Below are 15,468 nucleotides of genomic sequence, written 5' to 3' on the forward strand. Positions count from 1 at the left end.
TGCGGTCCCGGCCGGCGCCCCGCCCGTCGGCCGTCCCCTGATAGGCGGCCGACGGGCCCGTACGTGAGTACGCACGCGGAGCGCGAACGGTTCAGATCGCTTGCGCCGTCGCTAGAGTGAGGCGGGTGCGAATAGAGGACGTGTGGATCGACGACGCCGTACGCGAGCTGCGGCCGGACTTCGCCGTGCTACTGATGACCGTGCGCGGCCTGCGCAACGGCCCGTCCGATGACCGATCGCGGGCCTGGCTGACCGACGCCGCCGGGCGCGCGGTGGGCCCCGAGCACGAGCGGATCGAGGCGTGGCGGGCGGCCTACCGGTCCTTCGGCGCCAAGCCACAGCGCACCCGGCCCTCGGTCGACGCGCTGATCAGGCGGGTCCAGCTACCGGAGATCAACCTCGTGGTCGATGCCTACAACGCGATCAGCGTCGCGCACGCGCTGCCGATCGGCGGAGAGGACATCTCCCGCTACATCGGCCCCGCGCGGCTGATCAGGGCGCAGGGCGACGAGCCGTTCGACACCACGGCCGCCGGCGAGGAGGTCACCGACCACCCGGAGATCGGCGAGGTCGTCTGGCGCGACGACCAGGGCGTCACCTGCCGGCGATGGAACTGGCGGCAGTGCGTCCGGACCCGGATCACCGAGGAGACCACCGACGCGCTGTTCATCCTGGAGCGGCTCGCCCCGATGCGGCTGGACGAGCTGGAGGCGGCCGGGCGCGAACTGACCACCCTGCTGGACCAGATCTCCCCCGATGCGCACACCGAGACCCGGTTGCTTACCATGGAGTGACATCCCTCTAACGAGCGGGTGACCAGGCGGATACCGCCTGGACTGACTACCTCCATGTGACGACTTCGGGGCGTCCTGGGAGGATCGGCCCTGTGAGCTGTCTCGGGGCTGCATCTTCCGCCGTTATGGGCGAGTAACCTTGAACAGGATCTCTTTCATCAACTACATCAACGCCGATCTGCGGAAGAGGGCGATTTCCGCCGTGTCGTCTGAGTCGTCGCGGTCTAACCCGCTGGCAAGCTTCGGGCAAAACGAGTGGCTTGTCGACGAGCTGTACCAGAAGTATCTCCAGGACCCCGAGTCAGTGGACCGTGCCTGGTGGAACTTCTTCGCTGACTACAACCCTGACTACGGGCCGGGCCGGGCGACCCCGGCGGCCCCCACCACCGCGAACGGGGCCACGACGGCTCCGCCCGCACAACCTGCCGCTCCGGCGGCGCCCGCTCCCGCACCGGCGAAGTCTCCAGCGCAAGCGAAGGAAGCACCCGCGAAGGCGGCCCCCAAGGAGCCCGCGGGCAAGCAGGCCACCCCGGTGCCCGAGGGCGCCGAGGAGGTCCGGCTGCGCGGCGCCGCCGCGCGCACGGTCACCAACATGGAGTCCTCCCTGGCCGTACCGACCGCCACCAGCGTGCGCGCGGTCCCGGCCAAGCTGCTCGTCGACAACCGGATCGTGATCAACAACCACCTGTCGCGCGGGCGCGGCGGGAAGGTCTCCTTCACCCATCTGATCGGCTTCGCGGTCGTCAAGGCGCTGGCCGAGATGCCCGACATGAACCACTCCTACGCCGAGGCCGACGGCAAGCCGATGCTGGTCAAGCCCGAGCACGTCGGGCTGGGCCTGGCCATCGACGTCCAGAAGTCCGACGGCACCCGGCAGTTGCTGGTGCCGTCCATCAAGTCCGCCGAAGGCATGGACTTCCGGCAGTTCTGGATGGCGTACGAGGAGATCGTCCGCAAGGCCCGCAACGGCAAGCTGGCCATCGACGACTTCTCCGGCACCACGATCAGCCTGACCAACCCGGGCACCATCGGCACCGTCCACTCGGTGCCGCGGCTGATGCCCGGCCAGGGCACGATCATCGGCGTCGGCGCGATGGAGTACCCCGCCGAGTACCAGGGGGCCTCGACCGAGACGCTGGCCCGGCTGGCGGTCAGCAAGGTCATCACGCTGACCAGCACCTACGACCACCGCATCATCCAGGGCGCGCAGTCGGGCGAGTTCCTGCGCCGGATCCACCAGCTACTGCTCGGCGGCAACGGCTTCTACGACGAGATCTTCGAAGCGCTGCGCATCCCGTACGAGCCGGTCCGCTGGGTGCCCGACATCTCCGCCACCCACGACGACGACGTGGCCAAGTCGGCCAGGGTTCTTGAGCTGATCCACGCCTACCGGGTCCGCGGCCACCTGATGGCCGAGACCGACCCGCTGGAGTACATGCAGCGCAAGCACCCCGACCTGGACATCCAGTCGCACGGGCTCACCCTGTGGGACCTGGAGCGCGAGTTCGCCACCGGCGGGTTCGGCGGCAAGCCGCTGATGAAGCTGCGCGAGATCCTGGGCGTGCTGCGCGACTCGTACTGCCGCACCGCCGGCATCGAGTACATGCACATCCAAAATCCCGAGGAACGGGCCTGGATCCAGGAGCGGGTGGAAAAGCCGCACGCCAAGCCCGACCGCGAGGAGCAGCTTCACATCCTGCGCAGGCTCAACACCGCCGAGGCGTTCGAGACCTTCCTCCAGACCAAGTTCGTCGGCCAGAAGCGGTTCTCGCTGGAGGGCGGCGAGTCGCTGATCCCGCTGCTCGACTCGGTGATCTCCGAGGCGGCGGGCGACGGTCTCGACGAGGTCGTGATCGGCATGGCCCACCGCGGCCGGCTCAACGTGCTGGCCAACATCGTCGGCAAGTCCTACGGGCAGATCTTCGGCGAGTTCGAGGGCAACCTGGACCCGCGCAGCGCGCACGGCTCCGGCGACGTGAAGTACCACCTGGGCTCCTCGGGCGACTTCGTGTCACCCGACGGCCAGAAGATCGTCACCTCCGTGGTGGCCAACCCCTCCCACCTGGAGGCGGTCGACCCTGTGCTGGAGGGCGTCGTCCGCGCAAAGCAGGACATCTTGGAGCGCGGCGAAGAGGGCTTCACCGTGCTGCCGCTGCTGGTCCACGGTGACGCGGCGTTCGCCGGTCAGGGTGTCGTGGCCGAGACGCTGCACCTGTCGCAACTGCGCGGCTACCGCACCGGCGGCACCGTCCACGTCGTGGTCAACAACCAGGTGGGCTTCACCACCTCGCCCGCCTCGTCCCGCTCGTCGGTGTACGCCACCGACGTCGCCCGGATGATCCAGGCGCCGATCTTCCACGTCAACGGCGACGACCCGGAGGCGGTCGTGCGCGTCGGGCGGCTGGCCTACGAGTACCGCCAGGCGTTCCGCAAGGACGTGGTGATCGACCTGGTCTGCTACCGCAGGCGCGGCCACAACGAGACCGACAACCCGAGCTTCACCCAGCCGCTGATGTACGACCTGATCGACGCCAAGCGGTCCACCAGGAAGCTCTACACCGAGGCGCTGATCGGCCGCGGCGACATCACGGTGGAGGAGGCCGAGCAGGCGCTGCGCGACTACCAGGCGCGGCTGGAGCAGGCGTTCACCGAGACCCGCGAGGCGGCCAAGGAGCACACCGGCGAGTTCCCGCGGCCGAGCGACCCCGAGGTGGTGCCGTGGTCGCACGGCGACACCAGCACGGCGATCACCGAGGAGACCGTCAAGCGGGTCGTGGAGACCCAGCTCAACCTGCCGGAGGGCTTCACCGTCCACCCGCGCCTGGCGCCGGTCATCCAGCGCCGCGGCAAGATGGTGGCCGAGGAGACCATCGACTGGGCGATGGGCGAGACGCTGGCGTTCGGGTCGCTGCTGATCGACGGCCACCCGGTGCGCCTGGTCGGCCAGGACTCCCGGCGCGGCACGTTCGGCCAGCGGCACGCGGTGCTGGTCGACCGGGTCACCGGCGAGGAGCACACGCCGCTCAAGACGTTCAACCAGGGCATCACGAAGTTCTACGTCTACGACTCGCTGCTCAGCGAGTTCGCGGCGATGGGCTTCGAGTACGGCTACAGCGTCGTCCGGCCGGACGCGCTGGTCGCCTGGGAGGCGCAGTTCGGCGACTTCGTGAACGGCGCGCAGACGATCATCGACGAATTCATCGCGGCCGGTGAGCAGAAGTGGGGTCAGCGCTCCTCCGTGGTGCTGCTGCTCCCGCACGGCTACGAGGGCCAGGGCCCGGACCACTCCTCCGCAAGGATCGAGCGGTTCCTGCAGCTCTGCGCCCAGGACAACATGACGGTCGCGCAGCCCTCCACCCCGGCCAACTACTTCCACCTGCTGCGCTGGCAGGTGCTGTCCAACCGCCGCCGCCCGCTGGTGATCTTCACTCCGAAGTCGCTGCTACGGACGAAGGCGGCCAGTTCGCCCACCGCCGAGTTCACCTCCGGTTACTTCCAGCCGGTCATCGGCGACGCGAAGGTGGACGCCTCGGCGGTCCGCAAGATCGTGCTCAGCTCCGGCCGGGTCTACTACGATCTCGCGGCGGCCCGGGACAAGCGCGGAAGCGAGGACGTCGCGCTGGTCCGCCTGGAGCGGCTGTACCCGTTCCCGACGGACGAGCTCCAGGCGGAGCTGTCCCGCTACCCGGCCGACGCGGAGCTGGTCTGGGCGCAGGACGAGCCGGTCAACATGGGCCCCTGGCCGTACCTGACCCTCAAGCTCGCGGAAAACCCGGACACCTTGGGCGACCGCCCGATCCACCGGGTCTCCCGCAAGCCCAACTCCTCCCCGGCCACCGGCTCCCACGCCGCCCACGACCACGAACTCGAAGCCATCCTCGACTCCATCTTCAACTAACCCCGTCCCCAAAGGGCCCCCTTCGGGGGGCCTTTCGCTTTTCCCCTCCTTTTGCCCCCTGCCACCAGTGGCCCTGTCTCCCACCCCCACCACGCCGCAGCCCCTCGCCACGACATACGGCGGACCGTCGTGACAAGGGGCTTTGTTCGTAGCGTCGAGGACCGATGAGCGGTCGTGGACCGCTGGGGCGCCGGGCCGGCCCCGCGCGGGGCGGGGGCTGTCATCGCGCGGGGCCGGCCGGCGCGGTCTCAGGCGTCGTCGTCGGAGACGCGGGAGGCGCCGTCGCAGGACTGCTTCTGGCGACTGAGCACGGCCACGACTCCTCCGCAGGTGGTGACCGGGAGCGACACCGGTTCCACGATCTCGTCATTGAAGATCACCACGTCGCCGATGAGCGACGGGCGCGGAGCCGCCGGTACGGCCCGCGCCGCCTCCGGTGCCTCCGCAGGCTCTGCCGCCTCGGCTCCCGCGGCCGGTTCCGCCGCCTTGGGCGCTTCGGCCGCCGGGGCGCTCCCCGCCGTACCGGCCCCCGGAGTCGCCGGCTCTGGGGCAGTGCCGGTCGTACCGGCCCCCGGGGTCGCCGACCCCGGTACGGACGCGGCCGGATCGGCCGCGGGCGCCGGTGCGGTGGCGGGCTTTGCCGCCGGGTCCGCCGGGTCCGCCGGGTCGGCCGGGGAGGCCGACGCGGGCGGGGGCGTGAGGCGGAGGACCCGGGGCTGCGGGGCCTGAGCCTGGTACGTGGCAGCCGACGCCGGCGCCGCCAGGGCCAGTACGCCCGCGAGAGCGAGCCCCCAGGCCGCCGCTCCCAGCCGGATCACGCGATGCGCCGGTCCTGAGCAGTGCTCGGCTGCTCCGTGACGTTGCCCATGGCGCGGTTGCCCGCGTGCTGGGGCCGTCCGCCCTGCATGAACCTGTCGATCAGGGCCAGCGCGACCGCCGAAAGAATGAATGTCAGGTGGATGAGCGTCTTCCATAGAAGTTCCCTATCGGTGACGGCCGGACGGCCGGCGTTGATGAATATCTGCAACAGGTGGATGGAAGAGATGCCGATGATCGCCATGGCCAGCTTGACCTTGAGCACGTTGGCGTTGACGTGGGACAGCCACTGGGGCTGGTCCGGGTGTCCCTCGATGCGCAGCCGGGAGACGAAGGTCTCATAGCCGCCGATGATCACCATGATGAGCAGGTTGGAGATCATCACGACGTCGACCAGGGCGAGGACGATCAGCATGATGGTGGTCTCCGCGGCCTTGCCGCCGAAACCCAGCACGATCAGGTGTTTGAGCTCCACCATGAAGCGCCAGACGTAGACCACCTGCGCGACGATGAGACCAAGGTAGAGCGGGGCCTGAATCCATCGGCTGAGGAACATGAAGTAGCCCAGCCGGCTCGTCGGCGTTTCCTGTGAGTTCGGTGCGCTCGGCACCGGGTGGAGGGAGGGCACCACAGACCCCTACTTCGGTGGCGGGATGACGTAGATGGTGGGCTGCTCGACGAGAACGTCGAAGATCAACCAGCCGACCGGATCGCTCACCCGGGGCTGGGCGTGGGCGGCGGGGGCGGGGGCGATCGCGGCGACGGCGAGGGTCGCCGTGGCCGCGGCACCGACGATCACTGCTCGAATGTTCACGCGACTCCTTGTACTACGTAACGGGAAGGGGCTGTCACGCTAGGTATCCGGTCAAGTGCCGCCCGAAACCTTGAGTAAATGACTGAATTTTCTTCTACAAAAGCAGCCGGAATTCATGGCAGGAAAGGCCGCCGGGTGTCGCCACCCGGCGGCCCGTTCTCGTTAATTCGGCTCAGGGAGCGGGGTTCAGGCAACTCACCAGCGGCGCCTCCGCCGGTGCGCCGGTGAGGGCGGCGGGATCGGTCGCGACGGTCGACAGGTCTGTGGCGCCGGTCAGCGCGCAGTTGAGCAGGTCAGAGGGATTGATGGCCGCGGAGGCGACCGAGGCGGCCGAGCCGGCGGCGAGCAGGCCGCCGGCGAGGGCGGCTATGGTGAACATTCGGGCAATGGGGCGCATGTCGAACCTCCTGGATCATGGAATGAACGCCTCTACTTGCATTACCCAGGGTAAGTGCTCGATAACGTTGCGTCCTAGATTTGGTACGATCCGATTCCCCGTTCACAGCAGGCAAACCCATTTATCTCGACAGAGCCGTCAACTGCTACTTTTGGTGCTGATTAACGGGCCGTCACCCCCGGATCGGGCACACGGCACGAACGGCAAGGAGGGCGATGTACTTCACCGATCGGGGCATCGAGGAGCTCGTGGAGCGCCGCGGAGAGGAAGAGGTCAGCGTGACCTGGCTGGCCGAGCGGCTGCGGGAGTTCGTCGACCTCAATCCCGACTTCGAGATCCCGGTCGAGCGCCTGGCGACCTGGCTGGCACGGCTGGACGACGACGAGGACGAGTAGCCCGTCACACGGTCGGCGACCAGCGGCCACTTCGACCCGAAGACGCGATACATCTTGACTTTTGGCAGACGCGACATATCGTGTCTCTTACAAGGGATGTGACGCGAGAAGGGTGCAGCGGGCCATGCCAAGGTGGACCATCGATGGGCCGGAGCAACTGACCTTCGGCCCGGTCAGCAAGGTGAACGTATGGATCGTGGCCGGTCGGCTGTCGGTGCTGGCCAGCGAGGGCCCGCCCAGCCTGGACGTGAGCCAGGTGGGTGATCCGCCGTTGACCGTCACCCACGACGACGACGGCACGCTCACCATCGCCTACAAGGACCTCACCTGGGACGGCCTGCTCGGCTGGCTGCGACCGAACAAGCGGGTCGCCCAGTTGACGATCACCGTGCCGCGCGACTGCCCGGTACAGGCCGGGGTCGTCTCGGCCTCGGCGCTGGTGGCGGGCTTCGAGCACCGCACCAGCGTGAAGAGCGTCTCGGGTGAGATCGTGCTCGACGGAGTGAGCGGCGACATCCACGCGGAGACGGTCTCCGGCGATGTGGAGAGCCGCACCCTCACCGGCGACCTGTCGTTCACCAGCGTCTCCGGAGAGCTGACCGTCGCCGACGGGCGTCCGCGCCGGCTGCGGGCCAAGACCGTCAGCGGCCGGATCACCGCCGACCTCGACCTCGCGCCGACCGGCCACGTCACACTGAACAGCATCTCGGCCCCGATCGTCGTACGCCTCCCGCGCGACGTCGACACCGACGTGGCCCTGCGGACCACCTCCGGCCGCCTGGACAGCGGCTTCCCCGAGCTCCGCGAGAGCCAGAGTGACTTCCCGCTGCCAATGCCGATGCCCAAGTCGTTGCGGGGCAGGCTCGGCGGCGGCATGGCGTCGCTGTCGGCGACCACGGTCTCCGGAGACGTCGCCCTGCTGGCGCGCGACAAGTCCGGCGCCGACGACTTCATCCGGGGAGACTTCCTGACCGGCGACCTCCTCGACGACGTCGACGATCTCGACGATCTGCACGACGCCACCACTGATCCCCGTACCACCAAGAACAAGGAAGGCGAGGCGGACGCACGATGAGTCCCGTCTTCGGCCACGGCAGACTCCGGCTCTACCTGCTGAAGCTCCTGGAGGAGAGCCCGCGCCACGGCTATGAGGTGATCCGGCTGCTGCAGGATCGCTTCCTCGGCGTCTACTCCCCCTCCCCTGGCACGATCTACCCGCGTCTCGCCCGGCTGGAAGACGAGGGCCTGGTCACCCACGAGGTCATCGAGGGCAAGAAGGTCTTCTCGCTGACCGACAAGGGCAGGGCCGAACTCGCCGCCCGGATGGACGAGATCGCCGACCTGGAGGTAGAGATCTCCCGCTCCGTGCGTGACATCGCCAGAGAGGTCAAGGAAGACGTCCGCGACACGGTCAAGTCACTGCGCGAGGAGCTCACGCAGATGGCGCGCGACGTGCGCAAAGAGACCACCGCGGGGATGGACGACGGCCGCGGGCGGGCGGCCCGGCAGAAGGCCGAGTGGAAGCGCCTGCAGCACGAACAGCAGCGGGAGTGGCAGCGGCTGGCCAAGGAGCACAGCGAGCAGTGGCGCAGGCAGGCGCGCAACCTCCGCGACGAGAGCGAACGCTGGACCAGCGAGTGGCGCGGCATCTGGAGCGACGTGTGGACCTCCTTCGGCGGAGTCCAGGACCCGGGCCGGCAAGCCGACCTCGACGGCGAGCTGGGCGACGCACTCGCCGACTTCGTCGCCCACGTACGGCAGGACGCCTCCAACGCACCCCTGTCAGAGGCCACGGTCGAGCAGTGCCGCGCCATCCTCATCGAGGCGAGCGCCCGAATCCGCGACATCCTCCGATGATGACCTTCGGAAGCCTCCGCCTGCCGATCCTCGGCTCCGCCTTCCCTCCCAGCCCCAGCACCCCCGCCCACCACCTGCACGACGAGCCACAGCCGCGGAATGAATTCAGCGAGAGGCATGAGCCGCCAGCGCAGTACGAGCCCGGCAGAACGGATGATCTACCGGCGCAGCCCGCATCCGGCAAAAGCCATAAACCGCAGAAGCGATACGAACCCAGCAGCAGGAATGCGCCACCGGCGCAGCACGAGCCCAGCAGGCTGAAGCCGCTCAGGCCGCGGGCAACACCCGTGCCATCCGTGCGCGGATGCGTACGGCACGGCACGGGCACCAGGCGACCGCCGAGCAACACGGCATTCGCCCCAGCATCAGCACCACAACCAGCCATCCCGCCCCCAGCCCCGCCGTACACCCAACTGTGACCGGCCAAGCCAGCACCCCGACCGATCAGTCCAGCCCACGCCTAACACGATCTCACCGAACAGAGCGCCAGCCAGTCAGCGAGCAACACGGCGTTCGCCCCGGCAGCCACAAGCCTGGCACCGCAGGCGACTATCCCGCCATACGGCCAACCGCGACCGACCAAGCCCGCGCGTAACCCACCCATCACGGCCTGACCGATCAGACCACCCCACGCCCGATAAACGCGCTCTCGCCAAACCGGCCACCAAGCGATCAACGACTACAGCGTTCACCCCGCCAGCCACAAGCCCAGCACCACAGACAACTATCCCGCCGCACATCCAACCGCGACCAACCAAGCCCACGCAGGCGATCAGACCACCCCACGCCCCACACCGCGAACACGATCTCGCCACACCAGCCACCAAGCGATCAACGACTACAGCGTTCACCACGACAGCCACAAGCCCAGCGCCACAACCACCATCCTGGCCCCCAGCCCCGCCATACTTCCAACGGCGACCGGCCAAGCCCGCGCGTGACCCGCCCGGCGGGCCCATCACGGCCTGACCGATCATGCCCGCCCACGCCTCATGCCGTGAAGCCTCACACGGTGAACACAATCTTGCCGAACAGGTCACCCGCCGCCATGGCCGCGAACCCATCGCGGGCGTCGGCGAGCGGCATCGTCCGGTCGATCACCGGCCGCACTCCGGTCTGCTCCAGGAACGTGGCCAGCCGGGCGAGCTGGTCACGGTCGCCCATGGTGGACCCGACCACGGAAAGCTGCAGGAAGAACACCCGGTTCAGCTCGGCGGACGGGGCATAACCGCTGGTCGCGCCAGAAACGACGATCCGGCCCCCCGGCCGTAGCGACTTCAGCGAGTGCGACCAAGTGGCCTGGCCGACGGTCTCCATGACCGCGTCCACGCGTTCCGGAAGCCTGGCCCCGGTCTCGAACGCCTGCTCCGCGCCGAGCTGGAGAGCGCGCTCCCGCTTCTCCTGCGACCGGCTGGTGGCCCACACCCGGTAACCGCCCGCCCGGCCGAGCGCGATCAGCGCCGTGGCGACGCCCCCGCCCGCGCCCTGTACCAGCACGGTCGCACCCGGTTCGAGGCCCGACCTGGAGAACAGCATCCGGTACGCGGTCAGCCAGGCGGTGGGCAGGCACGCCGCCTCGGCAAAGGAAAGGGCGGCCGGCTTGGGCACGAGGTTTCGCCGGGGTACCGCGACCCGCTCGGCGAACGTCCCATCGTGTACTTCGGAGAGCAGAGACCGCTTCGGGTCGAGCGTCTCGTCCGCCCCCGAGCCGACCACCGCGTGCACGATGACCTCGTTGCCGTCCTCATCCAGGCCGGCCGCGTCGCAGCCGAGCACGATCGGCAGACGGTCCTGACTGATCCCCACTCCCTTCAGCGTCCAGAGGTCATGGTGATTCAGTGAGGCCGCCTTGACGGTGACCGTCGTCCACCCGTCCGGGGCCTTGGGGTCGGGATGCTCGCCGAGCGTCAGCCCAGCGAGCGGATTGTCGGGATCGGTCTGCGTGGCTGTAACGGCGAACATGGCCGCACCCTACCCAGGACATCCCCCTTCGCTCGGTCCCACCCCCACAGGCCCCGCTCCACCGCACGTCACACCCAGCCGCGGAACTCAGCGGCCCTACCCGCCTCGGTACGGTTGCGTGCGCCGACCTTCCCGATCGCCGACGACAGATAGTTGCGTACCGTGCCCTCGGTCAGGAACAGTCTGCGGGCCATATCGGCCACCGTCGCCCCGTCCAGCGCCTCCCGCAGCACGTCTCTCTCCCGCGCGGTGAACGGGTTGGGGCCCACCCGCAGCGCGGTGACGGCGACTTGGGGTCGATCACGCGCTCGCCGTTCATGACCCGGCGTACAGCGTCGGCCAGTTCGGCGGCGGGGGCATCCTTGACCACGAACCCGGCCACCCCGGTGTCCAGCGCCCGGGTCAGATAGCCCGGATGGCCGAGGCGTTGATGTCGGCCGACGCCGATGCCCGCCGCGGAGCCCCCTACGGGGAACGCAGCACCGAGCGGGTCAACTCCCGCAACGGCTACCACACCCCCTCCGACAGGATCGAAATACCTGACAGCGACCAAGAGCCCAAAGGGAGGAGACCGAGTGGGCGTGTCCGCCTTCCGCGGGAACGGTGGTGCTGGCATCACGTTCACGCAGTCGCGGTACGCATCTCCAGCTCCGCTCGGCACGGTCTAGGGCGACCCAACTCCACCGACCGGATTGGCGAAGCGTTCGCGGGTGAGCTGCTCCGCAAACCGCTCAGAGGAGTTCGATGCGCAAGCCGCGTAGCAGGCGGTCGGTATAGCCATCGCTGGCCGCGACAGCCACCATGACGCCGCCCTTACAGTCGATCGCGTTGTAGCGGCGCGCGCCCACCGAGGGCGGAACCGGTAGGTCATCGCCGCACTTCGGGACCGGTGCGAGGACGATCAGTGGGCGTGTGCCACCGCCGAACCACAGTTGCGGGCCCAGCGTGATGCTCCCCAGCAGGTCGCCGGGCCGGGCCAGTTCAACCGGCCCGCTGGCGCGCAAAACCAAATATCCCTTCTTATCCACCTTTCCTCGAATGCGCTTGGCGAGATCCATCCGCTGGTCGAACGTCGGCCCGCCGCGGACTGGGTCGCTGAGCGCCATCGACCACGACCCGAAGTCGAACATCATGATGTAGCCGCGGCCCCGGACGGGGCTCTTCGCCCACAGGCTCACGTTCGAGGTGAGGCTACGCAGCATGTCCTGCCCGGCCTCTGCCTCACTTTCGCCGGGAAGCGGGGCGACCAGCCGGTACAGTCTTCCAGCCTTTTCCACACGTACGCCGATCACCGGCCTCACCCCGAACTCGGCCATGTCGAGGCCGGCGGGATAGCTGAGGCGGGCCCGGGTGCCGTCGGGGAAGGTGACTTCGACCACCTTGCGCCCGTCGTCGGTCTTCGAGTCGGGGACCAGGTAGTTGGGCCGGTATTCCCTTGTGGGGCCGGCCGACGTGGGCGATGTCAGCGTCGTTCGCGGAAGTGGCGGCTCGGCTTCGCCCCGGCTTTTGATGACCCCGACCACCGGAATACCCACCAGGACGAGGAGCGCCCCGGCGACGATCAGGCCGCCCCAACGCGAACGCGATCCCGTCTCGATGATGTCATTCCGGCCGCCGCCGACCACGTGCCTCGGCCACCTCGTCACAGGTACGGCACGCGCCTGGGTGGCGGGTGCCCGTAACGTAAGTTCAGTTCAGGGGGTGCCGCATACGCAACCCCTTGAATTGGGCGAAATCAGCATCACAGGTCACGAATTCACAACCATGCTCGATGGCGAGAGCGGCAAGGTAGGCGTCCGGAACCGCCTTGCCCGATGCGTCCGTCTCCCGGCACAGCCGCTCGAATATCTCCCAGTGCCGCCGCCCGGGCGCCACCACCACCGCCCGTGGCTGATTGCGCACCACGGCCGCGAACTTCAGCGCGTCGCCGACCGGGTCGGGATCCTTGTAGATCCGCTGGTCGGTGACGATCCTTAGAAAGCTGTTGACCACCAGGTCACTAATGGCATAGGTCTCCTCTCCGTTGACCATCTCATCGATAAACGCACGGAACTCAGCGTGGCACTCGACCTCCGGCCGGAAGGCGTTGACCAGCACCTCGGTATCAGGGAGCCGCATCGCCGGTCACCCTCTCGACGACCTTCTCCGTCTCCAGCGAATCCATCACCTGTCCCCAGCCCTCGCCAGCGGCCAGCCGGGCGGACAGCCATGGCTGATGCCCGGGCACCGCGTGCGAGAGCGGCAGCACCACTCGAAGCCGCTCATCGTCGTGAGCCGCACGGTTGAGCAGTTGTCGTAAGGCGTCCTCCATCACCGAGTTGAGGCTGCGTCCGTGCTCCGCCGCGTATGCCTTCGCCTCGTCCAGAAGCGAGTCATCAAGACGGAAGGTTGTCCTTCGCATGCCGCAAGCATGCCAGCGCGACATCATGATGTCAACACGAAAAGTAATGGATCGACCACGCAAGGTGGTGCAAGTCTAAAGGAACGCCATCGCCTGGTCGACGACCAATCCTCTAACGGACCACGCCTCGTCAGCGACGAGATCAGGCTCTCCATCCCGGCGGATCCCGCCTTCGATGGGATCAAGGCGACCCCGCCCCTATGCCCACATCGCCCGATACGGACTCATAGCGCCTCGGCATGTACGAGCGGGATGCCGTCGCTCACAGTTGAAGTCACCACGCCGTCTCGGAAGAAGCCGCCCCTAGCGTGACGACTCACAACAAGAGAACCGATCGCCCGCCGTCCCCGGCCGGCGGAGCTGGTCGGCAAATGTGAACGCCCCGCCGCTGCCGGCGGGGCCACTGCCCGCAGGCCCGATGCCGAGCGGTGGGTACACCAGCACTGGCCCAGCTCCTACCAGCAAAGACCCATACCGTTCGGATGTTCTGAGAACCCGCCCAAGGTCGACCACGGACGAGACGATCCCAACCATCGACGCCAGGACGACATGAAGGCCGTGGGGCCAGCCGCCGACGGCCCTCGGGCGCTCGGCCTGCTCGCTGCTTCCCGGCCAGCATCGTACTGGTGGGCCGACGGGCGAAGTCGAGACCACCGGCTGGACAGATACGCATTCACGGCGCTCAACGCGCGGGCGCGCCAGGCTTCCAGCTAGTCCACTGCGGCCGTCGCCCCAGCCCTGCCTCCACCGAGCGCAAGTTCTTGCTGAGGATCTGGTGAACTCCGAGTTCGCGAACATGGACAGTTCGTGATCTCGGCCTGCGAACGGTCGGCGACCGTGGTGATCTCGACGAGTTGTCTGGGGGTAACCCAAGCAGGACACCCCCAGCCCGGACACGTGCACGATCTCCCATGCCTTGCTCAACGGCCTGGGTCGGGCGATACGGCGTACATCGTCGAGGCCACCGCATGGGGCAAGCCAGCCGCTGCCTCCGCCAATGCCGCTACCAGGTTGGCGATCACCTGCCGGGTCTGGGCAGCGAAATCCCCTTCTTTCACGAGCCTTCCGCCGGCGCCCAGTGGCACGCCCCTGCGATGAACGCCGGCCGCCGCCCCGCTTCGACCACGGCGGCATGCGCGTAGCCGGGCGCGGCGGGAACAATGCCGAACGATCACCCTCTCCACCATGACGACCAGCGTCTGCCGAAATCCGGGCCAGGCGCATCCGGATCAACCGGAGAAGGTCCACTCCAGGTGGCGCAGGCCAAGCTCCTCGTAGCGCCGGGCCGTAGGGTTGCGCATCCCGTAGGCCATGTCCTCAAGCAACGCGCAGCGCGCGTAGAACAACGCCCGGTCCCTGGCGATCTCGTCCGGATAATGAGCCAGGCTCAGCTCGAACGCCTCGGGCCCCAGGTCCCGAAATATCAGGGCGAAGTCCACAGCGGGATCGGTGACCGCCGCGTCCGTCCAGTCGATCACTCCGGTGATCGTGTCGCCATCGACGAGGATGTGCTCACTGCCCAGGTCGTTGTGGCAGAACACCAGTTTCTCCGGCTCGGCGGGCGGCGCGTCGTTCAGGAAACGTTCGACGGTACGGCGGGCGGACGTCGGTATACGGCCGGCGACCACCTCGTAGTTCTCCACCGCCTCGGCCAGCCATTCCGTCAGTGGGCCAACGTCTTCCGGTACCGAAACCGCCGCCCGATGGACGCTTCCCAGGAATTCGCCCAAGGGAGGGGCCAGCTTCTTGGCGTCAGTGGCCGGCGCGGTCTGAAGGGGTGTTCCGGGGAGCTTGCCGTACGCGATGACCCCCGCCTCGGCATCGGCGAACACGACTTCCGGGACCGGCAATGTGCCGCATTCCGCGATCACCCGCAGCACCTCGACCTCGCGCCGGGTCATTTCGGGGTCGACTTCCTTACTGCTGCGAACGATCAGACTCCCGTTGACCTCGTAGGCGAGGTTGTCGAGCCCTTCCCCCAGTTTCTCCACCGACCGGACCACATACCCTGGCAGATGCCGCCCGACCAGCGTCTTGATTACCTCGGTCACTCTCGCATGCTAGCTTTCCGTGCAAGTCTCATCCTGCGGCGACGGCCCGGATGCTCCCGCAGATGGTGAGTGGCCGGCATGCA

Annotated in this window: 15 protein-coding genes; 5 read left to right on the plus strand and 10 right to left on the minus strand. The window is 68.1% G+C overall.

Going from position 1 to position 15,468, the window contains the following annotated elements; genetic code table 11:
- Positions 1-125 precede the first annotated feature (125 nt).
- The gene (locus ACH34R_RS14500; RefSeq protein WP_397561917.1) at positions 126-794 is read left to right on the plus strand and encodes a B3/4 domain-containing protein; all 669 of its coding nucleotides are present in this window, start codon (positions 126-128) and stop codon (positions 792-794) included.
- 202 nt (positions 795-996) lie between these two features.
- On the plus strand, positions 997-4,692 hold the full coding sequence (locus tag ACH34R_RS14505; protein WP_397561918.1) for a multifunctional oxoglutarate decarboxylase/oxoglutarate dehydrogenase thiamine pyrophosphate-binding subunit/dihydrolipoyllysine-residue succinyltransferase subunit: 3,696 nt from the start codon (positions 997-999) through the stop codon (positions 4,690-4,692).
- 248 nt (positions 4,693-4,940) lie between these two features.
- Here the strand turns inward: ACH34R_RS14505 and ACH34R_RS14510 are convergent, their stop codons facing one another.
- From ACH34R_RS14510 to ACH34R_RS14525, 4 genes are all read right to left on the minus strand, one after another.
- Entirely contained in the window at positions 4,941-5,510 is a 570-nt protein-coding gene (locus tag ACH34R_RS14510; RefSeq protein ID WP_397561919.1) for a hypothetical protein, read from the minus strand.
- Positions 5,507-6,118: a TIGR00645 family protein gene (locus tag ACH34R_RS14515; protein ID WP_233508493.1), complete on the minus strand. Its 612-nt coding sequence runs from the start codon at positions 6,116-6,118 to the stop codon at positions 5,507-5,509. The genes ACH34R_RS14510 and ACH34R_RS14515 overlap by 4 nt, the downstream gene beginning before the upstream one ends.
- 27 nt (positions 6,119-6,145) lie before the next feature.
- Positions 6,146-6,322 carry a hypothetical protein gene (locus ACH34R_RS14520; RefSeq protein ID WP_158558342.1) on the minus strand — a complete coding sequence of 59 codons (177 nt, stop codon included), beginning with the start codon at positions 6,320-6,322 and terminating at the stop codon, positions 6,146-6,148.
- A gap of 172 nt (positions 6,323-6,494) precedes the next feature.
- Positions 6,495-6,719, minus strand: coding sequence for a hypothetical protein (locus tag ACH34R_RS14525; RefSeq protein ID WP_397561920.1), 225 nt, complete (start codon positions 6,717-6,719; stop codon positions 6,495-6,497).
- 215 nt (positions 6,720-6,934) lie between these two features.
- Between ACH34R_RS14525 and ACH34R_RS14530 the strand changes: the two genes are divergently transcribed.
- The 3 genes from ACH34R_RS14530 (at position 6,935) to ACH34R_RS14540 (ending at position 8,971) form a co-directional block, all read left to right on the plus strand.
- Positions 6,935-7,114, plus strand: a complete 180-nt coding sequence (locus ACH34R_RS14530) for a DUF6104 family protein (RefSeq protein ID WP_111171859.1) — start codon at positions 6,935-6,937, stop codon at positions 7,112-7,114.
- 124 nt (positions 7,115-7,238) lie between these two features.
- Complete coding sequence (locus ACH34R_RS14535; RefSeq protein WP_397561921.1) at positions 7,239-8,189, plus strand: DUF4097 family beta strand repeat-containing protein; 951 nt, start codon at positions 7,239-7,241, stop codon at positions 8,187-8,189.
- Positions 8,186-8,971: a PadR family transcriptional regulator gene (locus tag ACH34R_RS14540; protein WP_397561922.1), complete on the plus strand. Its 786-nt coding sequence runs from the start codon at positions 8,186-8,188 to the stop codon at positions 8,969-8,971. The genes ACH34R_RS14535 and ACH34R_RS14540 overlap by 4 nt, the downstream gene beginning before the upstream one ends.
- 1,005 nt (positions 8,972-9,976) lie before the next feature.
- Here ACH34R_RS14540 and ACH34R_RS14545 read toward each other — a convergent pair.
- The 6 genes from ACH34R_RS14545 to ACH34R_RS14570 form a co-directional block, all read right to left on the minus strand.
- Complete coding sequence (locus ACH34R_RS14545; RefSeq protein WP_397561923.1) at positions 9,977-10,933, minus strand: zinc-binding dehydrogenase; 957 nt, start codon at positions 10,931-10,933, stop codon at positions 9,977-9,979.
- A 68-nt stretch (positions 10,934-11,001) separates the two neighbouring features.
- Positions 11,002-11,202 (minus strand): response regulator transcription factor, encoded by a 201-nt coding sequence (locus ACH34R_RS14550; protein ID WP_397561924.1) that lies wholly within the window; start codon positions 11,200-11,202, stop codon positions 11,002-11,004.
- 462 nt (positions 11,203-11,664) lie between these two features.
- Positions 11,665-12,558: a hypothetical protein gene (locus ACH34R_RS14555; RefSeq protein WP_397561925.1), complete on the minus strand. Its 894-nt coding sequence runs from the start codon at positions 12,556-12,558 to the stop codon at positions 11,665-11,667.
- A gap of 64 nt (positions 12,559-12,622) precedes the next feature.
- Positions 12,623-13,051: a type II toxin-antitoxin system VapC family toxin gene (locus ACH34R_RS14560; RefSeq protein WP_397561926.1), complete on the minus strand. Its 429-nt coding sequence runs from the start codon at positions 13,049-13,051 to the stop codon at positions 12,623-12,625.
- Positions 13,038-13,334 carry a ribbon-helix-helix protein, CopG family gene (locus tag ACH34R_RS14565; RefSeq protein WP_397561927.1) on the minus strand — a complete coding sequence of 99 codons (297 nt, stop codon included), beginning with the start codon at positions 13,332-13,334 and terminating at the stop codon, positions 13,038-13,040. Before ACH34R_RS14565 ends, ACH34R_RS14560 begins: the two co-directional genes overlap by 14 nt.
- A 1,229-nt stretch (positions 13,335-14,563) precedes the next feature.
- Complete coding sequence (locus ACH34R_RS14570; protein WP_397561928.1) at positions 14,564-15,385, minus strand: phosphotransferase family protein; 822 nt, start codon at positions 15,383-15,385, stop codon at positions 14,564-14,566.
- Positions 15,386-15,468: the final 83 nt, after the last annotated feature.

Origin of the sequence: Spongiactinospora sp. 9N601, assembly GCF_044326295.1 — a bacterium.
Taxonomy (GTDB): domain Bacteria; phylum Actinomycetota; class Actinomycetes; order Streptosporangiales; family Streptosporangiaceae; genus Spongiactinospora; species Spongiactinospora gelatinilytica.

What these genes read in the sequence shown, in the direction of transcription:
- ACH34R_RS14525 (WP_397561920.1), bottom strand. Translation starts at nt 6,719, where the DNA reads ATGCGCCCCATTGCCCGAATGTTCACCATAGCCGCCCTCGCCGGCGGC.
- ACH34R_RS14530 (WP_111171859.1), top strand. Translation starts at nt 6,935, where the DNA reads ATGTACTTCACCGATCGGGGCATCGAGGAGCTCGTGGAGCGCCGCGGA.
- ACH34R_RS14535 (WP_397561921.1), top strand. Translation starts at nt 7,239, where the DNA reads ATGCCAAGGTGGACCATCGATGGGCCGGAGCAACTGACCTTCGGCCCG.
- ACH34R_RS14540 (WP_397561922.1), top strand. Translation starts at nt 8,186, where the DNA reads ATGAGTCCCGTCTTCGGCCACGGCAGACTCCGGCTCTACCTGCTGAAG.
- ACH34R_RS14545 (WP_397561923.1), bottom strand. Translation starts at nt 10,933, where the DNA reads ATGTTCGCCGTTACAGCCACGCAGACCGATCCCGACAATCCGCTCGCT.
- ACH34R_RS14560 (WP_397561926.1), bottom strand. Translation starts at nt 13,051, where the DNA reads ATGCGGCTCCCTGATACCGAGGTGCTGGTCAACGCCTTCCGGCCGGAG.
- ACH34R_RS14565 (WP_397561927.1), bottom strand. Translation starts at nt 13,334, where the DNA reads ATGCGAAGGACAACCTTCCGTCTTGATGACTCGCTTCTGGACGAGGCG.